This window comes from Acidovorax delafieldii 2AN, from assembly GCF_000175235.1.
Taxonomy (GTDB): domain Bacteria; phylum Pseudomonadota; class Gammaproteobacteria; order Burkholderiales; family Burkholderiaceae_C; genus Acidovorax; species Acidovorax delafieldii_B.
In genome coordinates this window covers 1-21,656 of sequence record NZ_ACQT01000047.1, presented here as the reverse complement: position 1 = coordinate 21,656, position 21,656 = coordinate 1, and the positions used below count along the sequence as shown (strand labels likewise).

The 21,656-nt window shown below is 66.9% G+C and carries 19 protein-coding genes and 1 pseudogene; 9 read left to right on the top strand and 11 right to left on the bottom strand.

Translation table 11 applies throughout. The features are described 5' to 3' along the window. Positions 1–653, bottom strand: a pseudogene (locus ACDELDRAFT_RS23620) (hypothetical protein); the annotation flags it as partial. Between the two features lie 85 nt (positions 654–738). After that, complete coding sequence (locus ACDELDRAFT_RS23615) at positions 739–1,167, bottom strand: hypothetical protein (RefSeq protein ID WP_157764909.1); 429 nt, start codon at positions 1,165–1,167, stop codon at positions 739–741. Positions 1,168–1,325: 158 nt separating this feature from the next. Here ACDELDRAFT_RS23615 and ACDELDRAFT_RS08865 point away from each other — a divergent pair, with 158 nt between their 5' ends. From ACDELDRAFT_RS08865 to ACDELDRAFT_RS08845, 5 genes are all read left to right on the top strand, one after another. Next, the gene (locus ACDELDRAFT_RS08865; protein ID WP_005795689.1) at positions 1,326–2,849 is read left to right on the top strand and encodes a 3-hydroxyacyl-CoA dehydrogenase; all 1,524 of its coding nucleotides are present in this window, start codon (positions 1,326–1,328) and stop codon (positions 2,847–2,849) included. 25 nt (positions 2,850–2,874) lie between these two features. Next, positions 2,875–3,654, top strand: coding sequence for an oxepin-CoA hydrolase, alternative type (locus ACDELDRAFT_RS08860; RefSeq protein ID WP_005795685.1), 780 nt, complete (start codon positions 2,875–2,877; stop codon positions 3,652–3,654). 431 nt (positions 3,655–4,085) lie between these two features. Then, positions 4,086–4,805 (top strand): Crp/Fnr family transcriptional regulator, encoded by a 720-nt coding sequence (locus tag ACDELDRAFT_RS08855; protein ID WP_005795684.1) that lies wholly within the window; start codon positions 4,086–4,088, stop codon positions 4,803–4,805. Positions 4,806–4,907: 102 nt separating this feature from the next. Continuing rightward, positions 4,908–5,993, top strand: coding sequence for a phosphotransferase (locus ACDELDRAFT_RS08850; RefSeq protein WP_005795682.1), 1,086 nt, complete (start codon positions 4,908–4,910; stop codon positions 5,991–5,993). A 38-nt stretch (positions 5,994–6,031) separates the two neighbouring features. Then, positions 6,032–7,306, top strand: a complete 1,275-nt coding sequence (locus ACDELDRAFT_RS08845) for an acyl-CoA dehydrogenase family protein (RefSeq protein ID WP_005795680.1) — start codon at positions 6,032–6,034, stop codon at positions 7,304–7,306. A gap of 280 nt (positions 7,307–7,586) precedes the next feature. On the opposite strand, the gene ACDELDRAFT_RS08840 is transcribed toward ACDELDRAFT_RS08845, so the two are convergent. Further along, positions 7,587–8,309 (bottom strand): hypothetical protein, encoded by a 723-nt coding sequence (locus tag ACDELDRAFT_RS08840; protein ID WP_005795678.1) that lies wholly within the window; start codon positions 8,307–8,309, stop codon positions 7,587–7,589. Positions 8,310–8,390: 81 nt separating this feature from the next. Between ACDELDRAFT_RS08840 and ACDELDRAFT_RS08835 the strand changes: the two genes are divergently transcribed. Next, positions 8,391–9,050 (top strand): hypothetical protein, encoded by a 660-nt coding sequence (locus ACDELDRAFT_RS08835; RefSeq protein WP_040328579.1) that lies wholly within the window; start codon positions 8,391–8,393, stop codon positions 9,048–9,050. 149 nt (positions 9,051–9,199) lie between these two features. Here ACDELDRAFT_RS08835 and ACDELDRAFT_RS08830 read toward each other — a convergent pair whose 3' ends face one another. From ACDELDRAFT_RS08830 to ACDELDRAFT_RS08825, 3 genes are all read right to left on the bottom strand, one after another. Next, the gene (locus ACDELDRAFT_RS08830) at positions 9,200–10,921 is read right to left on the bottom strand and encodes a penicillin acylase family protein (protein ID WP_005795675.1); all 1,722 of its coding nucleotides are present in this window, start codon (positions 10,919–10,921) and stop codon (positions 9,200–9,202) included. Further along, positions 10,902–11,744, bottom strand: a complete 843-nt coding sequence (locus ACDELDRAFT_RS25985; RefSeq protein WP_005795673.1) for a penicillin acylase family protein — start codon at positions 11,742–11,744, stop codon at positions 10,902–10,904. The genes ACDELDRAFT_RS08830 and ACDELDRAFT_RS25985 overlap by 20 nt, the downstream gene beginning before the upstream one ends. 152 nt (positions 11,745–11,896) lie before the next feature. Next, positions 11,897–12,826: an adenylate/guanylate cyclase domain-containing protein gene (locus ACDELDRAFT_RS08825; protein WP_005795671.1), complete on the bottom strand. Its 930-nt coding sequence runs from the start codon at positions 12,824–12,826 to the stop codon at positions 11,897–11,899. Positions 12,827–13,095: 269 nt separating this feature from the next. Between ACDELDRAFT_RS08825 and ACDELDRAFT_RS08820 the strand changes: the two genes are divergently transcribed. Then, positions 13,096–13,443, top strand: a complete 348-nt coding sequence (locus ACDELDRAFT_RS08820; protein WP_005795669.1) for a hypothetical protein — start codon at positions 13,096–13,098, stop codon at positions 13,441–13,443. Positions 13,444–13,474: 31 nt separating this feature from the next. Here ACDELDRAFT_RS08820 and ACDELDRAFT_RS08815 read toward each other — a convergent pair whose 3' ends face one another. From ACDELDRAFT_RS08815 to ACDELDRAFT_RS08795, 5 genes are all read right to left on the bottom strand, one after another. Continuing rightward, the gene (locus tag ACDELDRAFT_RS08815) at positions 13,475–14,452 is read right to left on the bottom strand and encodes an LD-carboxypeptidase (protein WP_005795668.1); all 978 of its coding nucleotides are present in this window, start codon (positions 14,450–14,452) and stop codon (positions 13,475–13,477) included. A 67-nt stretch (positions 14,453–14,519) separates the two neighbouring features. Beyond that, positions 14,520–15,911 carry a tRNA adenosine(34) deaminase TadA gene (tadA, locus tag ACDELDRAFT_RS08810; RefSeq protein WP_040328573.1) on the bottom strand — a complete coding sequence of 464 codons (1,392 nt, stop codon included), beginning with the start codon at positions 15,909–15,911 and terminating at the stop codon, positions 14,520–14,522. 70 nt (positions 15,912–15,981) lie between these two features. Beyond that, positions 15,982–16,239: a hypothetical protein gene (locus ACDELDRAFT_RS08805; RefSeq protein WP_005795666.1), complete on the bottom strand. Its 258-nt coding sequence runs from the start codon at positions 16,237–16,239 to the stop codon at positions 15,982–15,984. A 3-nt stretch (positions 16,240–16,242) separates the two neighbouring features. Next, on the bottom strand, positions 16,243–16,884 hold the full coding sequence (locus ACDELDRAFT_RS08800) for an FMN-binding negative transcriptional regulator (RefSeq protein ID WP_005795665.1): 642 nt from the start codon (positions 16,882–16,884) through the stop codon (positions 16,243–16,245). Between the two features lie 114 nt (positions 16,885–16,998). Next, positions 16,999–18,150 (bottom strand): branched-chain amino acid ABC transporter substrate-binding protein, encoded by a 1,152-nt coding sequence (locus ACDELDRAFT_RS08795; RefSeq protein ID WP_005795664.1) that lies wholly within the window; start codon positions 18,148–18,150, stop codon positions 16,999–17,001. A 215-nt stretch (positions 18,151–18,365) separates the two neighbouring features. Here ACDELDRAFT_RS08795 and ACDELDRAFT_RS08790 point away from each other — a divergent pair, with 215 nt between their 5' ends. Beyond that, a complete protein-coding gene (locus tag ACDELDRAFT_RS08790) occupies positions 18,366–20,369 on the top strand; it encodes a peptidase U32 family protein (RefSeq protein WP_005795662.1) in 2,004 nt (667 codons plus the stop codon). A 264-nt stretch (positions 20,370–20,633) separates the two neighbouring features. Next, a partial coding sequence (locus ACDELDRAFT_RS08785) for an HAD-IC family P-type ATPase (protein WP_005795660.1) occupies positions 20,634–21,656 on the top strand: 1,023 nt, incomplete at its 3' end.

The following is a 21,656-nucleotide window of genomic DNA, read 5'->3' as shown; positions in this document are numbered from 1 at the left end:
GGCGCGGCCATGGGCACCGGTGCGTCAACCGCGGCCTCGGCGGTGCGGGCGGCGGCGTCTGCAGTGAAAGGGGCCGAGTCTTCGGGCGCCCACGTATCGTGGGGATGGGGCACGAGGTGATGGGACGCGTAACCATGCGCCTCTGCATGCTCTGCACTCAGCGCCACCGAGTCACGCCACGCCTGGATGGCCACCCGTGAATCGCGGCGCGCACGGGTCCAGACCCAGGCCAACATCGCCAGGGCGAGTGCCAGCAGGCCCATCAGCGCATAGACCAAGCCGGCCGAAAACCGCTGGCTTTCGATCAATTCAAGGCGCTTTTGCAGTTCCACCACCGACGTGCGCTCGGCCGTGGACTTGGCGCGCAGCGCGGCCATTTCACCCTCGAGGGCGCGCACCCGCTCTTCATCTCGCTGGGCAGCCTCCGGGGGCGCATTCAATGCCTTCCAGGCTGCGGCGGCCTCTTGCCGCTGCGAAGCTGGCACCTGTGCAGGCACGGCCCCCAAGTCGGCCGAAGGACGCAAAGCCCCAGCAGGCTCGGCAATGACATTGAGCGGCTCCATCACAAGCCGTGAGCGCTCTGGCGCTGGAGTAGGCGGCGCGGGCGCCTTGGCCTGGCGCTCCTCCCGCTCCGGCGTCTTGCGAGCCACCACCCGGGGTGGCCGTGGGGGTGCGGTGCGAGCGACCGGGCTGGAAACCTGCGGCCGCGATGCCACAGGCGTGGAAGCATTAACCGGATCAGCAGGGGGGCTGGCCGCCGGCGTGCGCCGGCGCGCAGCCGCTGGGCGGCCGCTGCCTGACCCCGGCGCTGCCTTCTCCCACCGTAGCCGCAGGGGCCAGCGCCAACGGTTCAATGTTGACCAGGCGGCCTTGGACATGTGCCAACGGCGGGTCAGGCAAAAAGGTGTAGGTGCGCGTGATCTTTCCGTCGCAGCCCGCTGAAAGCCGCACCGAGATCACGGGCTCATTCACGGCGCCAGCCACCTGCACGCGCACCGCAGGCGATCGTCCTGGCAGTTCGGGCAGGGGCGACACGCGCACCCGGCCTTCCGAAACTGGCGAATCGCCAAAGACCACGTCCGCGGTGATACAGGACGACGCAAGCTCTACCCCAGGGTCGGGCTGCACATCGAAGGCGAGGTCGACCGGGCCGCCGAGAACCACCATTCCACGGCTTTGGCCCAGCGAAATGGCTGTGGCACCGCCAACAACCATCCAGCAGCCGATTCCTACAATGGTGTTACGTATTTTCACAACAATTTCACTTTTTGCTGTCTAGATTCTGGCACACAAGTGCGCTGAAGCGCCACAGCCATAATGCCGCCATGAAAAATCAGTTTCCTCTCGTAGGCATTGTGGGCACAGGCGCCATGGGGCGCGGCATTGCCCAGATAGCAGCCCAGGCGGGCAGTCGGGTTCTTCTTCTAGACCTGCAACCGGGCGCCGCCCAGGCCGCGCGCCAGAGCATCCAGGCCCAATGGCAACGCCAGCAGGACAAGGGCCGCATCGCCAGCGAACAAGCCCTGGCGTGGAGCAGCCTGCTCGAACCCGTCGCCGCCATCGCGGACCTGGCTAGCTGTGACCTGGTTGTTGAAGCCATTGTCGAACGGCTGGACGCCAAGCAAGCGCTGTTCGCCGAACTTGAGGCCGAGGTCGCGGCGCACGCCGTGCTGGCCACCAACACATCATCGCTCGCGGTCACCGCCATCGCGGCGAAGCTGCACCGCCCCGAGCGGCTGGCAGGATTTCACTTCTTCAATCCTGTTCCCTTGATGAAGGTGGTGGAAGTGGTCGCCGGGCTCAAGACGGACCCAGCCGTAGGCCAGGCCCTGGCCACCTATGCGCAGCAGATGGGACACACCGCGGTGCACGCGCAGGACACCCCGGGCTTCATCGTGAACCATGCGGGTCGCGGCTTTGGCACCGAAGCGTTGCGCGTCGTGAGCGAGGGGGTGGCCGATTTCGCCACCGTCGACCGCATCCTGCGCGACCAGGTGGGGTTCAAGCTCGGGCCCTTCGAACTCATGGACCTGACGGCGCTCGACGTGTCGCACCCGGTGATGGAGTCGATCTACCACCAGTATTACGAAGAGCCGCGTTTTCGCCCCAGCGTCATCACCGCACAGCGCCTGGCAGGTGGACTGCTGGGCAAGAAGGTGGGTGAAGGCTTCTACCGCTACGACGACGGCGTGGCCCAGGTCACGGCCGAGCCTGCAGCGCCGTCCGTGGCCAGCATTCCCCCGGTCTGGGTGTCACCCCGCGCAGCGCGGCGGGCTGAGCTCTATCAATTGCTCAAGGACCTGGGCGCAACCATCGAAACCGGCGCCTCACCATCGCAGTCGGCGATCACGCTGGTGGCCCCTCTGGGCTTTGACATCACCACCGTAGCCGTCGTGGAGCGGCTCGACCCTGCCCGCACCATCGGCATCGACATGCTGATCGACGATGCCGCAACACGACGCCGCGTGCTGGCCACCAACCCTGCCACACGCGTCGACATCCGCCAGGCCGCGCATGCGCTCTTCGTCCGCGACGGCAAGGCGGTGAGCGTGATCCGCGATAGTGGCGGCTTCGTCACCCAGCGGGTGGTGGCCACCATCGTCAACATTGCCAGCGACATCTGCCAGCAGCGCATCTGCAGTCCGCGCGACCTGGAGACCGCCGTCACCCTGGGACTGGGCTACCCGCTCGGCCCCCTGGCCATGGGTGACCGCTGGGGGCCCACGAACATGCTCGAAGTGCTGTTCAACATGCAGACCGTGTATGGCGACCCGCGCTATCGCCCAAGCCCCTGGTTGCGCCGGCGCGGGGCGATCGGCCTGAGCCTTGCGCACGAAGAAGAGCACTGAACCCCGCCCACTGTACGAGCCGCACATGCCCGCACAACTCCAAGCCAGCCGCGAGGGCCAGACCCTGGTCCTCACCCTCAACAACCCCGAGCTGCGCAACGCCATCGACCCGGCCATATATGCCGCCGGCATCGAGGCGCTCAATGTGGCCGAGACCAGCGCCGAGGTGCGCAGCGTCGTTATCACCGGCGCCGATGGAACGTTCTGCTCGGGCGGCAACCTGCTGCGGCTGCAAGCCAACCGACAGGCCGACCCGCAGATCCAGGTGCAGAGCATCGAAGGCCTGCACAGCTGGATAGAGACCATCCGCACCTACCCCAAGCCCGTCATCGCGGCGGTCGAGGGCGCTGCGACGGGAGCGGGGTTTTCGCTGGCCCTGGCTTGCGACATGGTGGTGGCGGCCCGCAATGCCGTCTTCGTGATGGCGTACAGCAACGTGGCGCTCTCGCCTGACGGCGGCGCCAGCTGGAGCCTGGCACATGCGCTGCCGCGCGCTCTGGCCACCGAGATACTCATGTGCGGAGAACGCATTGCCGCCGACCGCCTGCATGCCTTGGGTGTGATCAACCGCCTTGCCGAACCCGGCAGCGCTTTGAGTGCGGCGCTGGCGCTTGCAGAGCAACTCAACGCACGCGCGCCCAACGTGCTCTCCAGCATCAAGGACTTGCTGAACGAAGCCCCGCACCACGCATTGCCCGCCCATCTGGCCAGCGAACGGAACCACTTCGTGAAGAACCTGCACCATCCGAACGCCGGAGAGGGCATCACGGCGTTTCTGGGCAAGCGCACACCGCGCTACGACTGAGGCCGGTTCTCACGATCTCCGCAACGGAGAAGATCCACCGTGCCACGCCACGCCAAGCGTGCGCCGGCGTCAGGGCTCGTAGCCTGGGCCAGGAGCGCAACGACGCGTGGCGCGGCTTGGCGGCCTTCCCTTCAGGTTGCGAAACAAAAGAGCCGCCTGCCGCGTCACCCTCACTTCGCAGGCGCCGCCCCTTCGTTGGCCGCCTCCCGCCGGGCCCTTCCGCATCGCAACGCATTGGGCAGAAATGGCGTGAGCGGACCCTGAGCTACGCTATCCGCGCCATCCCTACCGCAGCCCCCCCCTGCAGCCCGCATGGTTTCGGGGACTTTCTCTTTCACGTGGGCAGCAGACACGCAGGTGACAACCCTGACCGCCGGGGCCCGTCCCTCACGCGACAATGGGCCTGTTTCTAGTCACCCAAAAGACAGGCCATGGACGACCCGATTCTTACTATCGAAGAACGTGAAGCGATCAACTCCGGTCGCTGGTTTTCATCCCTCTCACCATCCCTGCGACACGACATCCTGCGATGTGCCTACGTCAAACGCTTCAAGGATGGCGGCCTGATCGCCGCCCGCGGCGACCCGCCCGAGGAGTGGATTGCGTGCGCACGCGGCGCGGTGCGGGTGAGCTCCACCTCCATCTCCGGCAAGCAGATCACGCTCACCTATGTGGAGCCTGGCATCTGGTTTGGCGATGTGGCGATCTTCGACGGCGACCGGCGCACCCACGATGCCTATGCGCACGGCGACACCACCATCCTGTGCGTGGCCAAGGCCGATTTCAAGAAGATCCTCGCGGCGCACACCGAGTTCTACGAGGCCATGCTGCGCCTGCATGCGCGGCGCATTCGCCAGCTGTACGGTCTGGTGGAAGACCTCAACACCCTGCCCCTGCGCGCCCGGCTGGCCAAGCAGCTCGTGCACTTGGTGCGCAGCTATGGCATTCCAAGCCTGTCGGATGGCAACGAGATGCGCATCGGCCTGCAACTGGCGCAGGAAGAGCTCGCCCAACTGCTGGGGGCATCCCGCCAGCGCGTGAACCAGGAACTGAAGGCCATGGAGCGCGAGGACGCCATCCGCATCGAACCGGGTGGCCTGGTGGTGCGCGACCGCGAAGCCCTGATGCGCATTGCCGAGACCGATTCCTGATACGCAGCCGCCTCTTGGCACTGCTTGTTATTGCCCCCTGTGCCGCCGTCCCGCGGCCCAGCCTGCCCGCACGCCCGGGCGTGAACCTTCTTCCATCCCAAGATGAGCAACTTTGAGCATTTCGTCGGCACGCGCCCCGTTTCCGAGCAGCATGCGTTCGACATCGCCACCCTGACCGCCTGGCTGGCCCGCAACATGGAAGGCTTTGCCGGCCCCATGACCGTCGAGATGTTCAAGGGCGGGCAATCCAACCCCACCTACAAACTCATCACTCCGGGCGCCAGCTACGTGATGCGCGCCAAGCCCGGCCCCGTGGCCAAGCTGCTGCCCTCGGCCCACGCCATCGAACGCGAGTTTGCGGTGATGCGCGGCCTGCACGGTACGGATGTGCCCGTGCCGCGCATGCACGTGCTGTGCGAAGACGAATCCGTCATCGGCCGCGCGTTCTACGTGATGGAGTGCATGCAGGGCCGCGTGCTGTGGGACCAATCCCTGCCCGGCATGACGCCCGCCGAGCGCGGCGCCATCTACAACGAGATGAACCGCGTGATCGCGGCGCTGCACACCGTGAAGTTTGCCGATCGGGGTCTGGCCGGCTATGGCAAACCCGGCAATTACTTCGAGCGCCAGATCGGCCGCTGGAGCAAGCAATATGTGGCCTCCGTCACCCAGCCCATCGAAGAGATGGACCGCCTAATGGAATGGCTGCCCGCGCACATGCCCGCCAGCGCCCGCGACGAAAGCAAGGTCTCCATCGTGCACGGCGACTACCGGCTCGACAACCTGATGTTCCACCCCACCGAGCCGCGCGTGATTGCCGTGCTGGATTGGGAACTCTCCACCCTGGGCCACCCGCTGGCCGACTTCAGCTACCACTGCATGGCCTGGAACATCCCCACGGGCACGTTCCGCGGTATCGGCGGACTGGACCTGCCCAGCCTGGGCATTCCCAGCGAAGACGACTACATCCGCCAGTACTGCGAGCGCACGGGCATCACCACGCCCGAGGCCCTGCGTGCCGACTGGAACTTCTACATGGCCTACAACATGTTCCGCATCGCCGCCATCCTGCAAGGCATTGCCAAGCGGGTGGAGGCCGGCACTGCCTCCAGCGCCCAGGCCAAGGCCTCGGGCGAAGGCGCACGCCCCATGGCCCAACTGGCCTGGGCCTTTGCGCAGCGCGGCTGAAGCCGGCCGCACCCCACCGATTTTTCACGGAGAACCCCATGGACTTTGACTACTCCCCCAAAACCAAGGAACTGCAGACCAAGCTGATCCAGTTCATGGACGAGCACATCTACCCTGCCGAGGGAGAATACGCCGCTGAACTCGCGGCCAACACTGCGGCTGGCAAGCGCTGGAGCGCGCTGAACACCATCGAAAAGCTCAAGCCCAAGGCCCAGGCCGCCGGCCTCTGGAACCTGTTCCTGCCGGTGGACAGCGCAGCCGCCTCGGGGTACGAAGGTGCAGGCCTCACCAACCAGGAATATGCCCCCCTGGCCGAAATCATGGGCCGCGTGATCTGGGCCAGCGAGGTGTTCAACTGCTCGGCACCCGACACGGGCAACATGGAAACAATCGCACGCTACGGCGATGAAGCCAACAAGGCCCGCTGGCTCAAGCCCTTGCTCGAAGGCAAGATCCGCTCGGCCTTCGCGATGACCGAGCCCGCCGTGGCCTCAAGCGACGCCACCAACATCGAGACGCGCATCGAGCGCCAGGGCGACGAATACGTGATCAACGGCCGCAAGTGGTGGATCTCTGGCGCCGCCGATCCACGCTGCGCCGTGTTCGTGACCATGGGCAAGACCGACCCCGAAGCCCCCAAGCATTCGCAGCAAAGCATGGTGCTGGTGCCCGCCGACACCAAGGGCGTCACCATCGTGCGTCCGCTCAACGTGTTCGGCTACGACGATGCGCCCCACGGCCACGTCGAGATGACGTTCGAGAACGTGCGCGTGCCCGTCTCCAACATCCTGCTGGGCGAGGGCCGCGGCTTCGAAATCGCGCAAGGCCGCCTTGGCCCTGGCCGCATCCACCACTGCATGCGCCTCATCGGCCAGGCCGAGCGCGCGCTCGAGTACATGTGCAAGCGTGCCTCTTCGCGCGTGGCCTTCGGCAAGACCGTGGCCCAGCAGACCGTGACGCAGGAGCGCATCGCCGAAGCCCGCTGCAAGATCGACATGGCCCGCCTGCTGACCCTCAAGGCCGCCTGGATGATGGACGTGGCTGGCAACAAGGTCGCCAAGACCGAGATCGCCATGATCAAGGTCGTGGCCCCCAGCATGGCCTGCCAGGTGATCGACTGGGCCATCCAGGTGCATGGCGGCGGCGGCGTGAGCGACGATTTTCCGCTGGCCTACGGCTACGCCAACGCCCGCACGCTGCGCTTTGCCGACGGCCCGGACGAAGTGCACCGCAACGCCATCGCCAAGTGGGAGCTGGGCAAGTACAACGCCTACGGCAAGGATGCCCCGGTGCCCGTGACGCGTGGCAGTTGAGCCGGCGGCACCGCGCAGGTGCCGAACGGCAAGTCCAGGGCGCCTCATTGGCGCCTTTTTTTCATGCGCGCGGTAAAGCGGTTCGTTTGGTAGGCAGGAGCCCAGCCCCTGGGCCGCGATGCGCAAAAGGGGGTTTCGCCCTCCCCCCGGGAAGGGCGCGGGCCCTGAGAAGTCCAGTTTTCTAGTGCCGCAGCGCTGCCTCCGGCACTGCGGTAAGGCTTTCAGGCATGGTCCTGAACGTGACAAGCCGCCGCTTTCACGCCACTGTGCTGCAGGGCCATCATGGCGCAGGCACGGTGGGTGGTGGTGATGGCAGGTTCTGCAGGGCTGCCTGGGCGGCGGCCAGCAAAATCCCGGTGGCGTTGGCCGTTTCCGCCAGACTGCTGCGGCGGTGTTCCGCACGCAGGTAGACCTTGCCACGCACCAGCATCACGATCAGCGGCGAGTGCGCGGACGGTCCATCAGCCGCTTCTTCGACCGCATTGAGCAACTGCGACACGAGAGGTGCATGCACCCACCGCTGGGCGTGCTCGGCGCATTCGGCCACCACGGCGAAATGGCGGCGAAACGACGCCGGAAGCTCGGGCCATTTCACCTCTTCGTACATGGCTAGCCAGCGCATCTCTTCGGGCATGTGCGCATCCACCGAGGTGCGCAGCGAGTCGGTGATGGACGAGTACACGTGCCGCTCCAGCGCCTCGCGCAGCGGCCGGTTCAACACCATCACGGCAGCGTCGGGATCGGCCCCCACATCAGCGCGCCCGCGCAGCTCCAGGCCTTGCACATAGGGCCGGGTGGGTGGGCCGCTTTCCAGGCGCCAAGGGTGCCCCCCCAGATCGCCGCCCAGGTCGAAATGGCCATCTTGCGCGTGGGCCACCATGGCAATCCGTTGCTGGGCAGCCCAGCGGGCCACGTCCTGGCTGGAGACGGGCTGGCCGGTAGTGGATGGTGTAGTGCCCAAGCCCGCAGGCGTGGCAAAGGCTTTGCGAAGGCGGTCGAACATGGCGGTCAGGGCCCATAAATCGCGGATGGCGCATTATTGGTCGAAACAACGCCAGCCCGAAGGGCTACGATGTCATCCACCATGGACAGCCACCCTGCCCCCGCGGCCGGCCGCCGAGCCCTGATCAGCGGCATGGGCGCATTGCTCGCCCTGGCCGCCGTACCTGCGCTGGCAGGGGACCCTGCAACTCTCCCCCCCGATGCAGGCCCCCATGCCCGCCAGCTCTTGCGCTGGATCACCGGCACCGGTGACCACCAGGGCAGGCCGTTTGCCGTAGTGGACAAGCCCGCCGCCCGCATCCACGTTTTCTCGGCGCAAGCCCACTGGATGGGCAGCACCCCGGTGTTGCTGGGCGCGGCACATGGCGACCACTCCGTGCCCGGCATCGGCGAGCGCCCACTGGCCCGGATACGCCCGGCCGAACGCACCACCCCCGCAGGCCGTTTTGCGGCCGAGCCGGGCCGCAACCTGCATGGCGAAGAGATCGTATGGATCGACTACGACGCCGCCGTCTCGCTGCACCGCGTGCGCAACGCCAACGCGGCCGAGCGGCGCTTGCAGCGCCTGGCCAGCAGCCGGGTGCAGGACAGGCGCATCAGCTACGGCTGCATCAATGTGCCCGAGGCCTTCTACAACCAGTGGATCGCCCCGGGGCTCGGCATGGCCGGCGGCGTGGTCTACATCCTGCCCGACACGGACCCGTTCGCTTCAATATTTGTAGCAGCCAGCACTTACCCGTAAAGCGCTACAGGCCTATTTGGCACAAAAAAATGGAAGACCGGGCAATGGATGCCGCGTGGGCAACCCTGAGGGGCAGCAGACACCGCGCCAGCGCATGGCGCCTGCCCCTGCGCCCGCAAAGGCAGCGCGCGACCACGCACCGCGACGCTTCAGGGCGCAGCCACCAATTGAAGGTCGTGCCGCATGCGTGCCGGGTTTTGCTGCAAGCTGCGGTAACCGCCCCCCACCCACGCCGTGCGCATGTCGCGGTAGCGTGGTGAGAAGACGAGCCCGCTCTGGCCGGTCTGGTAGATGAAGCGCGAGTTTTCGGGATCGGCCAGGTCGTACACCGCGCGCAGCGACGCGGCATGGCGGTTCACGAACGGGCCCCGGGCGTCGCCTGCGTTGTACTGGCCCACATTCACGGTATAGGCGTCGCCGGGCGATGGCACGCTCACGTCGAAATATGGCGCCAGCAGGGCCACGTTGCCCAGCGGCCGGTGGCTGCTGAGCGCCGGGTGGGCTTCGCCCCAGCGCCAGCGTGTGGGATCGGCTCCGTAAGCAGCCTGCAGACGGTCGAGCGCACGCACCAGCCCGGCCGCCGACTGCTCGGCGCACGACAGCGGCTGGCACCACCAGGCATCGTCGCGCTCCAGGATACCCTCCAGGGCGGCGCGGTAGTCGCGCTTGCCGTAGGTGGCCTTGAAGCTGGCTTCGCCCACGCGCGGCGCGATCACGCCCCGCACCATTTCGTCGGCCCAGGCGGCCAACACCAGCGGAGCCGGTCGGCCAGCGTCCATCACGCCGTCGAAGTCCTTCAGCAGAACCTGCGCGGCCTGCGCCAGCGGGTGCTGCGCGTTGGCCTTGCGCACATGGGGCAGCAGCCGCTGCGCAGCCAGCGACAGGGAGTCGGCCTGGATGGCCTGCATGCTGGCCATGTCGTGGCGGGGCTTGGCCTCGATGAGCTGGGCAATGCGGTCGTAGCGGTAAGGCAGCACCCAGTCCTGCGTGAGGTAGTGCGGGTAGCCAGGCGCCGTGACGCGCTGGTTGGCGGTGGCCACCCAGCCACTGCCGCCGTCATCCGCGGGGGCATCGCCGAGCGACAGCCAGCCTTGCCAGTCGTAGCGTGCGTCCCACCCCGGCGAGGGTGCTACGCCGCGAATGTCGTTGGCCGCGTGGCGCAGGGGCACCCTGCCCATGGCCTTGAAGCCGATGCGGCCCTGCACGTCGGCAGCGACGACGCTCTGCATGGGCGAGTGGTAGTGTTCCATCGCCGCCAGCAGCGTGTCCACCGATTGGGCCTGGTTGGTCAGCAGGCCCGCCACTACGGTCTGGTTGTCGGCATCGAGCGCGCTCCAGCGCAGCGCGAGCACGTACTTGCGCAAGTCCAGCACCTCGGCATGCGACTTCTGCACGTCGCTCAGCACCGGGCCATGGCGGGTGGCGCGCAACTGCAGCGTCAGGTCGGGCTGGCCCTTGACGCGGATGGTTTCGCTGCGCAACGCAAAGGGCCGCCAGCCCTCGGGGGTGCGGTATTGCGTGGGGTCGGCCGGATGGATCTGCTCCAGATACAGGTCCTGCACATCCGGGCCGGTGTTGGTGAAACCCCAGGCCACGCCCGCGGTGCGCCCCAGCACCACGAAGGGCAGGCCCGGCAAGGTGGCGCCGATCACGTCGGTGGCCGCGATGGGGCTGCCGTCGGCGGCCACGCCTGCCGGCGCCTGCAGCCGCGCGAAATACCAGATGGCAGGTGCACTGAGGCCCAGGTGCGGGTCGTTGGCCAGCAATGGTTTGCCGCTGACCGTGCGCGACCCCGACAGCACCCAGTTGTTGCTGCCCTTGCCGTGCGGGCTGCCTGCGTCCTGCGCAAGTTCATCCGCCCAGGCCAGCATGCCTTGGCTGATCTGGCGCGACAGAAGCCCGCCCGGCGCGCGCACTGGCGGCAACGGACGCGGGCTTGCTGGCGCTGCCGCCGCCCCCTTCAGCGCCCGTGGCCGCGATGGCATCGCGGTAGACCCCGAGTTGACGGTACAGCGCGGCCAGATCGGCCGATGCCGCCGGCGGCTCGCCCGGATAGGGTGGCATCAGCTGCCACAGCCGCTCGGTGTCGAGCGTGCGCGCCACCGAAAGCCGGGCAAATTCGTTGCCCCAGTTGCCGCCCAGGTCCAGCGCCATCATCAGGGCCCAGGCCACGCTGTCCTCGGGCTCCCAGACCGCTCCGCTCGCACCACCCGGCTTCACGCCCAGCACCACGAACTCTGGCGGCAGGACCTGCGGGCGCCTGGCATGGAAGGCATGGATGCCCCTGCTATACGCCTGCAACGCTTCGCGCGCGTAGGCCGGCAGCCCGGCGTACTGGCGGCGCGCACTGCCCATGATGTCGAGCGCGCGCATCAGTTTGTCGGTCTCGAGCGTGGCGGGCCCGAACACCTCGGACAGCTCACCGTGCATCACGCGGCGGTTGAATTCGAGTTGCCAGGAGCGCTCTTGCGCATGAACGTACCCCATGGCAAACCACGCATCCTGTGGCGACTGCGCCTGGATGTGCGTTACGTCGGCCGCATCGCGCTGCACGCGCACGCCCTCGCGCAGACCTTCCACCTGGATACGGCCATCCATTGCAGGAAATGTCCGCTGCACATACACGGCCAACGCCGCCCCTGCCAACAAGGCCAGCGCCACCAGCGCAACGATTGCATTCCTTACCCACGCCATGGCGTCTGTCTCCTTGAATTGATGGTGATGGGCTACCGGACCCGACCGGGCAAACCCCTGATTGCGCAAGCCACGCCCTGAAGGCACCAAGCCAGCGCTGGGCCATGGGCTATGGACCGCCGCTGCAAAACCTTGCGGCGGCGAGGATACTGTCAGGCCGTTTGCGCGCCGCCCCCGCTCACCTGGAAATGCAGCACCGTGGCGCTCGCTTCCTGGAACGGAACCCCCAGTGCGATCTGGCCTGCTCCGTGCAACATGCACGCGTCACGGCGCAACTGCACGGGGGTTTCACTGTCGCCAAACCGCACCCAGGTGCCGAAGCTGCTCATGTCGGTCAGCACGAAACCACCGTTGCGCCAGTCAATGCGCGCATGCAGACGCGAAACCCGCGGATCGTTGATGCACATCCGCGCTTTCGTTGCCCGCCCCACATGCACCGGCCCGTCGGCAGAGGTGAACGACAGCTCGCTGCCCGGCCAGGAAAACTGGATCTGCCCCAGCACCGTGTCGCCCCTGAGTGCGGGGCCGGGCAGCGTGGCCTGCATGGTCTGCGAATCGGGTTCTTCGTCTTCGCGCCATTCGACCTGGTAAAGCACCAGCATCTCCGCCTTGCCGCGAATCTCCATCATCCCCAGCTTGCGGTACCAGACCTCCGCCGTGGCGCCCGCGAGCAGCACCGCCGCTTCCGTGGCCCAGATCTCTGCAGGCCCGGCACGCTCGCACAGGCGCGAAGCCACGTTCACAGCCTCGCCATAGCAGTCGCCATCGACGTCCACAACTTCGCCACTGGCCACGCCCACGCGGATGTCCATGCGCCGCGCCTGGGCGCTGTGGCTCAAGCGGTCGTCGTGGCCCCGCAACATCGCTGCCGTGGCGGCAATGGCGCAGGCGGCGTCTGCGAAGACCCCCAGCACGCCATCGCCAAGTGTTTTCACCACCCGCCCCTGGTGCTCTTCGACGGTCTCGCAAATCCAGTGGGTGAGCTGGGTGATGGCTGCGGTGGCCCGCTCATTGCCCAGGGTTTCGTACAACGAGGTGCTGCCTGAAATGTCCGCAAACACGACCGTTGATAGAACACTCATGGGCACAGGCTTTCATGAAAAATAGGGACGCCGACGGCGCGCAGGGCACAAACCAAGTACATGCGGCAAACATGGAGCGGCCCACAAGAATAGCGCCGCCGGGCGCCAGCGCCGACCGGAACCGAAAGCCTCCATCATCGACAAAGTTGGCAAAAACGGGGAGCACCGTGTTGTCTTTATGCAAAAACAGGAGCACGCCACTTGTGCGCCGCCTTGCTCCCGCGTAACTTGACCAGCCCAGCCACTCGCAACCCGTTTGCATTTCCTTCATGCGTTGGAGCAAGCCCAATCTTCGCAGCAGCCTGCAGGGCCTTCTCGGCCGCGACGCGCCCGCCTCGACCGCGTGGGTGCGCAACCAAGGACTCGAAGAAGTGCGCCAAGCCATGATTGCATCGCTGGCCGGCCTGACCGGCGGTGAAGTGGCACGAATGCACATGCGGTTGAGGTATGCCGGCGACATCGAGGCCCTGTGGTACCTGCGCAGCGACCTGCGCACCACCCTTCTGCCCCTGCGCGGAGAACGGGTAGCCAACGCAACCCTGTCACGTCTGACCCTGCTGTTCCAGGGGCTGCTGCCCCGCGCGCTGGGCGGCGCACCCAAGCGCCCCGCCACCTGACACGGCGGCGCGCCGCTGGCTGCGCCACGCCTCAGTGTGCATGGCCCCAGTACAGCAGGGCATCGCGCCCTTCCACCGACAGCGACACCTTGGCACCCACCGGCAGCACGACCTTGGTCGCGACATGGCCGAAGGGAAGGTTGGTCAGCACCGGCGCCTTGATCTGGGTGCGCAGCCAGTCCACCACCGACTGCAGCTTGAATCCCTTGTCGTGGGGCGCGAGCTTGTAGTTGGTGAACTGGCCCAGCACCACAGCCTTTTGCTGCGCCAGAATGCCTGCGTGCAGCAGTTGCGTCAGCATGCGTTCGATGCGGTACGGGTGCTCGCCCACGTCCTCCACGAAAAGAATGCCACCACGCACCTGGGGCAGGTAAGGTGTGCCCACCAGGCCCGTCAGCACGGCCAGGTTGCCGCCCCACAGCGTGGCGTTTTTCACGTACAAATCGGGCACCGCAGGCCGCCCATCGGCCAGCGGCTTTTCTCGCGCCATGCGCCAGCCGGCGCCCTCACCGTGGCCCGTCAGCAGATCATCAAAGCAGGCCAGCATGATGTCATCGGGCTCGCCCTCGACCCCCAGGTCGCCGATCAGGCCGGGGCCCGCCCAGGTCACCGCCCCGGTCTGCGCCAGCACGGCACTCTGGAACGCCGTGAAGTCACTCAGGCCCACGAACTTCATGCCGCCGTCGATGGCCTTGGCCACCGCCTTGTAGCGGATGCCCGGCAGGATGCGCGTGAGCCCGTAGGCGCCGCGCGTGATGAGCGCCACATCGGCGCCACTGGCGGCCGCGCGGTGGATGGCCGCCAGACGCGTGGCGTCGTCGCCCGCAAAGCGCGTGTACACCGCCTGGGCGTCGGGGTCTACCTCCACCTCATGGCCCAGGGCCTTGAGGCGCGCGATGCCGCGCTTGAAGGCCGCCTTGTCGCGAATGGCGCCGGCGGGCGAATAGATGTAGATGTGCTGGGGACCGTGGTCGTGTTCGCAGTGCAGCGGGTCGTGGTGGTGGGGCAAAGCATTCAGGCCACGCAGCGGCCTGCTCCGTAAGAATGGGGGTGCGCCGGCTCGGCGGCGGGCGCGATCAGGACGAGAAGTATTCCACAGCACGCGCGGCAATGGCCTGGCCGTGCTCGGGCACGAAATGCCCCGCGTCTGGCAGGACGATGGGAGGCGGGCAGCCGCGGATGGCCCGCTGCAGCGACTGCATCACCGGCAGGCCCAGTACCGGGTCCTGGGCGCCGACGAACATCAGGCTGCGCCCTTGCCAGTCGTGCTGCCAGAAGTGGCTTGCGGCCCGCGAAACCTCGGCCCCGTCGGCATCGGGCTGACCAGGCACCCGCAGCGGAAACGCACGCAGCGCGGCACGGTAGCCGCGGTCGGGGAACGGCGCGTCGTACGCAGCGCACTCAGCAGCGCACAAATGCGGATTGGCGCGCGCCAGCAACCGCCCCACGCCATAGAGCGGCTTTTGAGTGCACATTTCGCGCCATTGCACGAAGCCCGGTGGCAGCGGGGCATCCCCCGTCGCCAGCAGGGTGTTCATGGCCAGCAGGCCCGCAAACCGCTCGGACAGGGCCATGGGCAGGGTCAGGCCCAGGATGCCGCCCCAGTCCTGGACGACCAGCACGACGTTGCGCAGGTCGAGGCGCTCGACCAACTCCAGCAACACCTGCCGGTGCCATACAAACTGGTGAAAGGCATCTTTCTTGGGCTTGTCGCTCTTGCCAAAGCCGATCAGGTCGGGCGCCACCACACGATCACCAGCAGCCAGAAACACCGGCAGCATCCGGCGATAGAGGTAGCTCCAGGTGGGGTTGCCATGCAGGCACAGCCAGGTGCGCGGGGCCTGCGCAGGCCCCTCGTCGAGATAGTGCATGCGCAGACCCGCCAGACTGGGCAGGTCGCTGATGAAATGCGCAGCCCAGGGGTAATCGGGCAGATCGGCAAAGGCCGCGTCCGGCGTGCGCAGGGCGTCGTCACGCAAGGGATGGCGGGCCTGCGCCTCGCTGCGCTGCTGGGCGCGCCGCTGGCGAAAGAACGTGCTCAGCAACGCTCCGCAGTCGTGCGCCAGCACCCCGCCCTGCACCTGCGTATGGTGGTTGAGCACGGTGTACCCGAACAGGTCGAGCACCGAGCCCGCCGCGCCGGTTTTGGGGTCCACCGCGCCAAACACCACGCGCGGCACACGCGCATGCAACATGGCGCCGCTGCACATGGCGCAGGGCTCGAGCGTGACATACAGCGTGCAGCCATCGAGCCGGTAGTTGCCCAGTTGCTCGGCGGCCGCCCGCAACGCCACGATTTCCGCATGCGCCGTCGGGTCGTGGCTCTGCACCGGGGCATTGCGGCCGGTGGCGATCACCTGCCCGTCCTTGACCACGACGGCACCCACCGGCACCTCGCCGGCCAATGCGGCCGCCTGCGCCTGCGCAAGCGCCATGCGCATCCAGTGTTCGTCCTGCTCCAGCGACATCTGCTATTTTTCTAATAGCTACCAGCGCCCGCTAAATGAGCGCAAGAGGCCATTTTTCTTCCAACGGGAGTTACTGGGGGTCTTCGGGCATGGGCCGGGCTTGCTGCATCAAGCCCTCGACCTGCTGCTTGACCTGTTGCTGCACCTGCTGGCTTTGCTCGCGCACCGTGCCTGTGGCTGCCGATGCCGGAGGGTTGGCGCCCCCTGCCGTCGCCGGCTGCTGCAACGACGGCACGGGCGCGCGGGTAGCCGCCAGCTGCTTTCTGGCCAAGACACCCACAATCGCCAGCGCCACCACCAAACCCACCAATCCAAAAACAGCACGCATGTATCAGCCCTCCGTATCGTGTGCGGGCGCGGGCACCATGCCCAGCCGCTCCATCCATCGCGCCAGCCCCTGGGCGTCGGGGTTGCCCTGCCGGTATTGCGCGTACATGGCGGCGTGGGATTCGCTGCGGTGCTGGTTGAGCTTGAGCTTGCACTCCAGCTCCACCACCTCCAGCTCAAAGGCCACGATGCCTGCCAGCATCTTGTGGGCGAACGCCTCGCCCAGCCCGCGCCACTGCGTGGCGTAAGGGGGTTCGTGGTCGCCGATCAGCTGCTTGAGCAGCGCATCCTTGGCGGCGGGCTCCTCGACCAGGCGGGCCTGTGCACGGCAGTGCACGGCCAGATAGTTCCACGTCGGCACCCGGGCGAGATCCGGGTAGACCGAGGGCGAAAGGTAGGCATGGGGCCCCATGAAGGTGACAAGGGCCTGGGGCCGCGCCTGCAGGTAGCGCCAGTGTGGGTTGGGACGGGCGCAATGGCCCAGCAGCACCAGCGCGCCGCCGCGCTCCTGCACATGCAGCGGCAGGTGCGTCACGAAGGGAAAACCTTCGTCGTCAGTGGACACCAGGCTGGCCAGCGGATGCTCGCGCATCAGCGCAAGGGCATGGGCCGGGTCTTTCGAATGGAACTGGGGGGGCAGGTACATGGGGCCCAACTGTAGTGGCAAAAAACCGTGGCCCGCCCCAGAGCGCACGCCTGCCCTGCAGGCACCCGGCGCAGCGCTGGGCCGGCCGGATTGCCTGATGGCATGCCGGCAGGATCAGTTCAGCGCAACGCGGCTGCCATCCTTGTAGGTGTAAAGCGTGACTGCGGGCGTCACCAGTTCACCCTTGGAGGTGAAGCTGATGTTGGCCGTCACACCCTTGTACTGGGTCTTGCTCAGGAAGGGGCCATACACCACGGGGTCCACCGAGTTGGCACGCTTCATGGCATCCACCAGCACCATGGCGGCGTCGTAGGCGTAGGGGCTGTAGATCTGGAACTGGCCGGGGAACTGCGCGTCATAGCGCTTCTTCCACTCGGAGCCGCCCTGCATCTTGTCCACCGATGCGCCGCCCGTGGCGCAGGTCACGTTCTTGACGGCCGGCGACTTGCTGGCCAGCTCGGGCAACTTGGGCGTGCACAGCGCATCGCCGCCAAAGAACTTCACTTCGCCCAGGCCCAGTTGCTCCATCTGGCGCAGCATGGGGCCCGCCTGTGCATCCAGGCCGCCGTAGAAGATGCCGTCGGGCTTCTTGTTCTTGATGGCCGTGAGAATGGCCATGAAGTCGGTGGCCTTGTCGTTGGTGAATTCCTCGCCCACCACCTTCAGGCCCTTTTGCAGGGCCGTGGCCTTGAACACCGAGGCCACGCCTTGGCCGTAGGCCGTGCGGTCGTCAATGATGGCCACGGTCTTGAGCTTGAGGTGGTCCGCCGCAAACAGCGCCAGGGCAGCACCCAGGGCATTGTCGTTGGCAATGAGGCGGAACGAGGTCTTGTAGCCGGGCTTGGTCAGGTCGGGGTTGGAGGCCGATGCCGTGATGTGCGGCAGATCGCACTTGTTATACACCGAAGAGGCGGGAATCGAGGTGCCCGACTGCAGGTGGCCCACCACGCCGGCCACCTTCTGGTCGCACAGCTTCTGCGCCACGGCGGTGGCCTGGCGGGGGTCGCCCGCATCATCTTCTGCAGCGAGCACGAACTTGATCTTCTTGCCGCCGATCACCAGGTTCTGCGTGTTCAGGTCTTCCACGGCCATGCGCACGCCGTTCTCGGTGTCCTTGCCGATGTGGGCGATGCCACCCGAGATCGGGCCGGCGTGGCCGATCTTCACGGTTTGCACGTCTTGGGCCAGGGTGGCGCCACAGGCCGCGGCCAGTGCGGCGGCGGCCGTCAGTTGCAGGGAAAAACGCAGGCGGGAATCAGACAACACGGCTCAATCTCCATCAATAAGATAAAAAAGCGCAGTTCCACAGGAAAACTGCCAACTGCGCATGGTACGCCGGGGCCAGTGCCGCGTCACCGCATTAGTAAGAGAGCATAGTATTTTTGGCCGCATTAATTTGCCTAATGCAGGGCCACCGGGCGCCGCGCCGCGCGGATGCCCCCGCGCCCACGTTACAAGGCAGGCGCTGGGATAATCGCCCGATGTCCCTGCTGCCCCACCAGATCGAACTGCTCTCTCCTGCCCGCGATGCCCAGATCGGCATCGAGGCGGTCAACCACGGCGCGGATGCCGTGTACATCGGCGGCCCCGCCTTTGGCGCCCGGGCCGGTGCGGGCAACGATATCCGCGATCTGGAACGCCTGATCGCGCACGCCCACCGCTTCAACAGCCGCATCTTCATCACGCTCAACACCATCCTGCGCGACGACGAGCTGGAAGCCGCGCGCCGCATGGCCTGGCAGGTATACGAAGCCGGGGCCGACGCGCTCATCATCCAGGACATGGGCCTCTTGGAGATCGATCTGCCCCCCATCCAGCTGCACGCCAGCACGCAAACCGACATCCGCACGCCCGAAAAAGCACGGTTTCTGCAGGACGTCGGCCTGTCGCAGATCGTGCTGGCCCGCGAACTCACCGTGCAACAGATTGCCGCCGTGCACCAGGCCCTGGGGCCGGTGGACGCGCCCGGCCGCGCCACCATCGAGTTCTTCGTCCACGGCGCGCTGTGCGTGGCCTACAGCGGCCAGTGCAACATCAGCCACGCGCAAACCGGCCGCAGCGCCAACCGGGGCGACTGCAGCCAGGCCTGCCGCCTGCCCTACCAGGTGACCGATGCCCAGGGCCGCTTCATCGCGCACGACAAGCACGTGCTGAGCATGAAGGACAACAACCAGAGCGACAACCTGCGCGCCCTCATCGACGCCGGCGTGCGCAGTTTCAAGATCGAAGGCCGCTACAAGGACATGGGCTACGTGAAGAACATCACCGCCCACTACCGCACGCTGCTCGACGAAATCCTCGAAGAGCGCGAAACCTCGGGCACCCCGCTGGCCCGCGCCTCCAGCGGGCGCACCCGCTTCACGTTCACGCCCGACCCGCTGCAGAACTTCAACCGCGAGTTCACCGACTACTTCGCCAACGGCCGCAAGGAGGACATCGGCGCCTTCGATACGCCCAAGAACCCCGGCCAGGCCATTGGCTGGGTCATCAAGGTGGGAGCGGATTTTGTCGAGCTGGAAGTGAGCGATCCCGCCACCATGCTGCACAACGGCGACGGCCTGTGCTACTACGACCTGCACAAGGAGCTGGTGGGCCTGGCCATCAACCGCGCCGAACCCGCCTCGCCGCGCAGCGCCACGCAATGGCGCGTGTTTCCCAAAGACCCCATGGACGGGTTCAAGGATCTGCGCAAGGGCACCGAAATCAACCGCAACCGCGACATGGACTGGGTGCGCACGCTCGAAAAGAAGTCGAGCGACCGGCGCATCGGCCTGTGGGTGCAGCTGTCCGAGCAGCCGGGCGGCTTCACCCTCACGCTGACCGACGAAGACGGCTACACCGGCAGCGCGCGCATCGCGCACGCCCACCAGGGCGCTACCGATGCCGCCCGCGCCGAAGCCACGCTGCGCGAACAGCTGGGCCGCTTTGGCACCACGATTTTCGCGGTGAACGACATTGCGCTGCAGCTCTCGCAGCCCTGGTTCGTGCCCGCCTCGGTGCTCAACGCATTGCGCCGCGAAGCGCTGGACGATCTGGAAGCGTCACGCGCCAAGGGCTTCGTGCGCCTGCCGCGCGCCGCACCGGTCGAGCCGCCCGTGGCCTACCCCGAGGACACCCTGAGCTACCTGGGCAACGTGTTCAACCACAAGGCCCACGACTTCTACCTGCGCCACGGCGTGAAGGTGATCGCCGCGGCCTACGAGGCCCACGAGGAAGAAGGCGAAGTCAGCCTCATGATCACCAAGCACTGCGTGCGCTTCTCGATGAGCCTGTGCCCCAAGCAGGCCAAGGGCGTCACAGGCGTGCAAGGCACCATCCGGGCCGAGCCGCTGCAACTCATCAATGGCAAGGAAAAGCTGACACTGCGCTTCGACTGCAAGCCCTGCGAGATGCATGTGGTGGGCAAGATCAAGCGGGCCGTGCTGCAGCAGGTTCCCGAGGCCCCCGTGGCCTTCTACAAGACACGGCCCCAGAAGGCACCCTGAACGGCCCCTGCGCCGCACTTGCCCCCTCGCGGAGGTAGAGCGCCGGGGTGCGCCATTTTTTGATGAAAACGTGCTATTGCGCTTGCGCACAAAGCGCGAGCAGCTATATTTTTTGAAGCAAAAAGCGCCCCAAGGAGCCAGGCAACGGCTCAAGCCACGCTATCTGCCATGCATTTGGGCTATGGTGGCACGCCCCCGCCGGTGAATGCGCAGCGCCGCGCACCAGCCTCTGGGCACTGTTCATTGCCTCCACAGAAATACCGCATGGCGACCGACACCACCTCCCCTGCCGACGCCCACCTGCGTGACGCCCAAGAGCTCGCCGAGGCGCACCGGGTCAACCCCAGCACCGGCCTGCAGGACGACGAAGCCACCCAGCGCGCACAGCAGCACGGTGCCAACGAGCTGCAGGACCACGCGCGGCGCAGCACCCTCGCGCTGGTGGCCGACCAGTTCAAGGACTTCATGGTGCTGGTGCTGCTGGGTGCCGCGGTCGTCTCTGGCGCGATGGGCGAAATGACCGACACGCTGGTCATCCTGGTCATCGTGGTGCTCAACGCCGTCATCGGCTTCGTGCAGGCCTGGCGCGCCGACCAGGCCATGGCCGCACTGCGCCAGCTCGCCGCAGCCAGCGCCACCGTGCTGCGCGGTGGCGAGGTACAGGTGGTGCCCGCCAGCGTGCTGGTGCCGGGCGACATCGTGCTGCTGGAGGCGGGCAACCAGATTCCGGCCGACCTGCGCCTGATCGACATCGCCCAGTTGCAGGTGGACGAATCGGCCCTCACGGGCGAGTCGGTCACCGTGGCCAAACAGACAGATGCGCTGGCCGCAAGCGAGGCGAGCGCCCTGGGCGATCGCACCAACATGGCCTTCAAGGGCACCACCGCCACCCATGGCCGCGCGCGCGGGCTGGTGGTGGCGATCGGCATGCACACCGAATTGGGCAAGGTGGCGCGCCTCCTGGACAGCGAAGACCGCAGTACTCCGCTGCAACTGCGCCTGGCCGCCTTTGGCAAGCGGCTGGCCCTGGCGGTCATCGGCATCTGCACCGTGATTTTTGCCGTGGGGGTGTTGCGCGGCGAATCGCCTCTTTTGATGGCGCTCACCGCCATCAGCCTGGCCGTGGCCGCCATCCCCGAGGCGCTGCCCGCCGTGGTCACGGTGCTGCTGGCGCTGGGCGCGCGCCGCATGGTGGCCGTGCACGCGCTGGTGCGCCGCCTGCCGTCGGTGGAGACGCTGGGCTCGGTCACCACCATCTGCTCCGACAAGACCGGCACCCTCACCCAG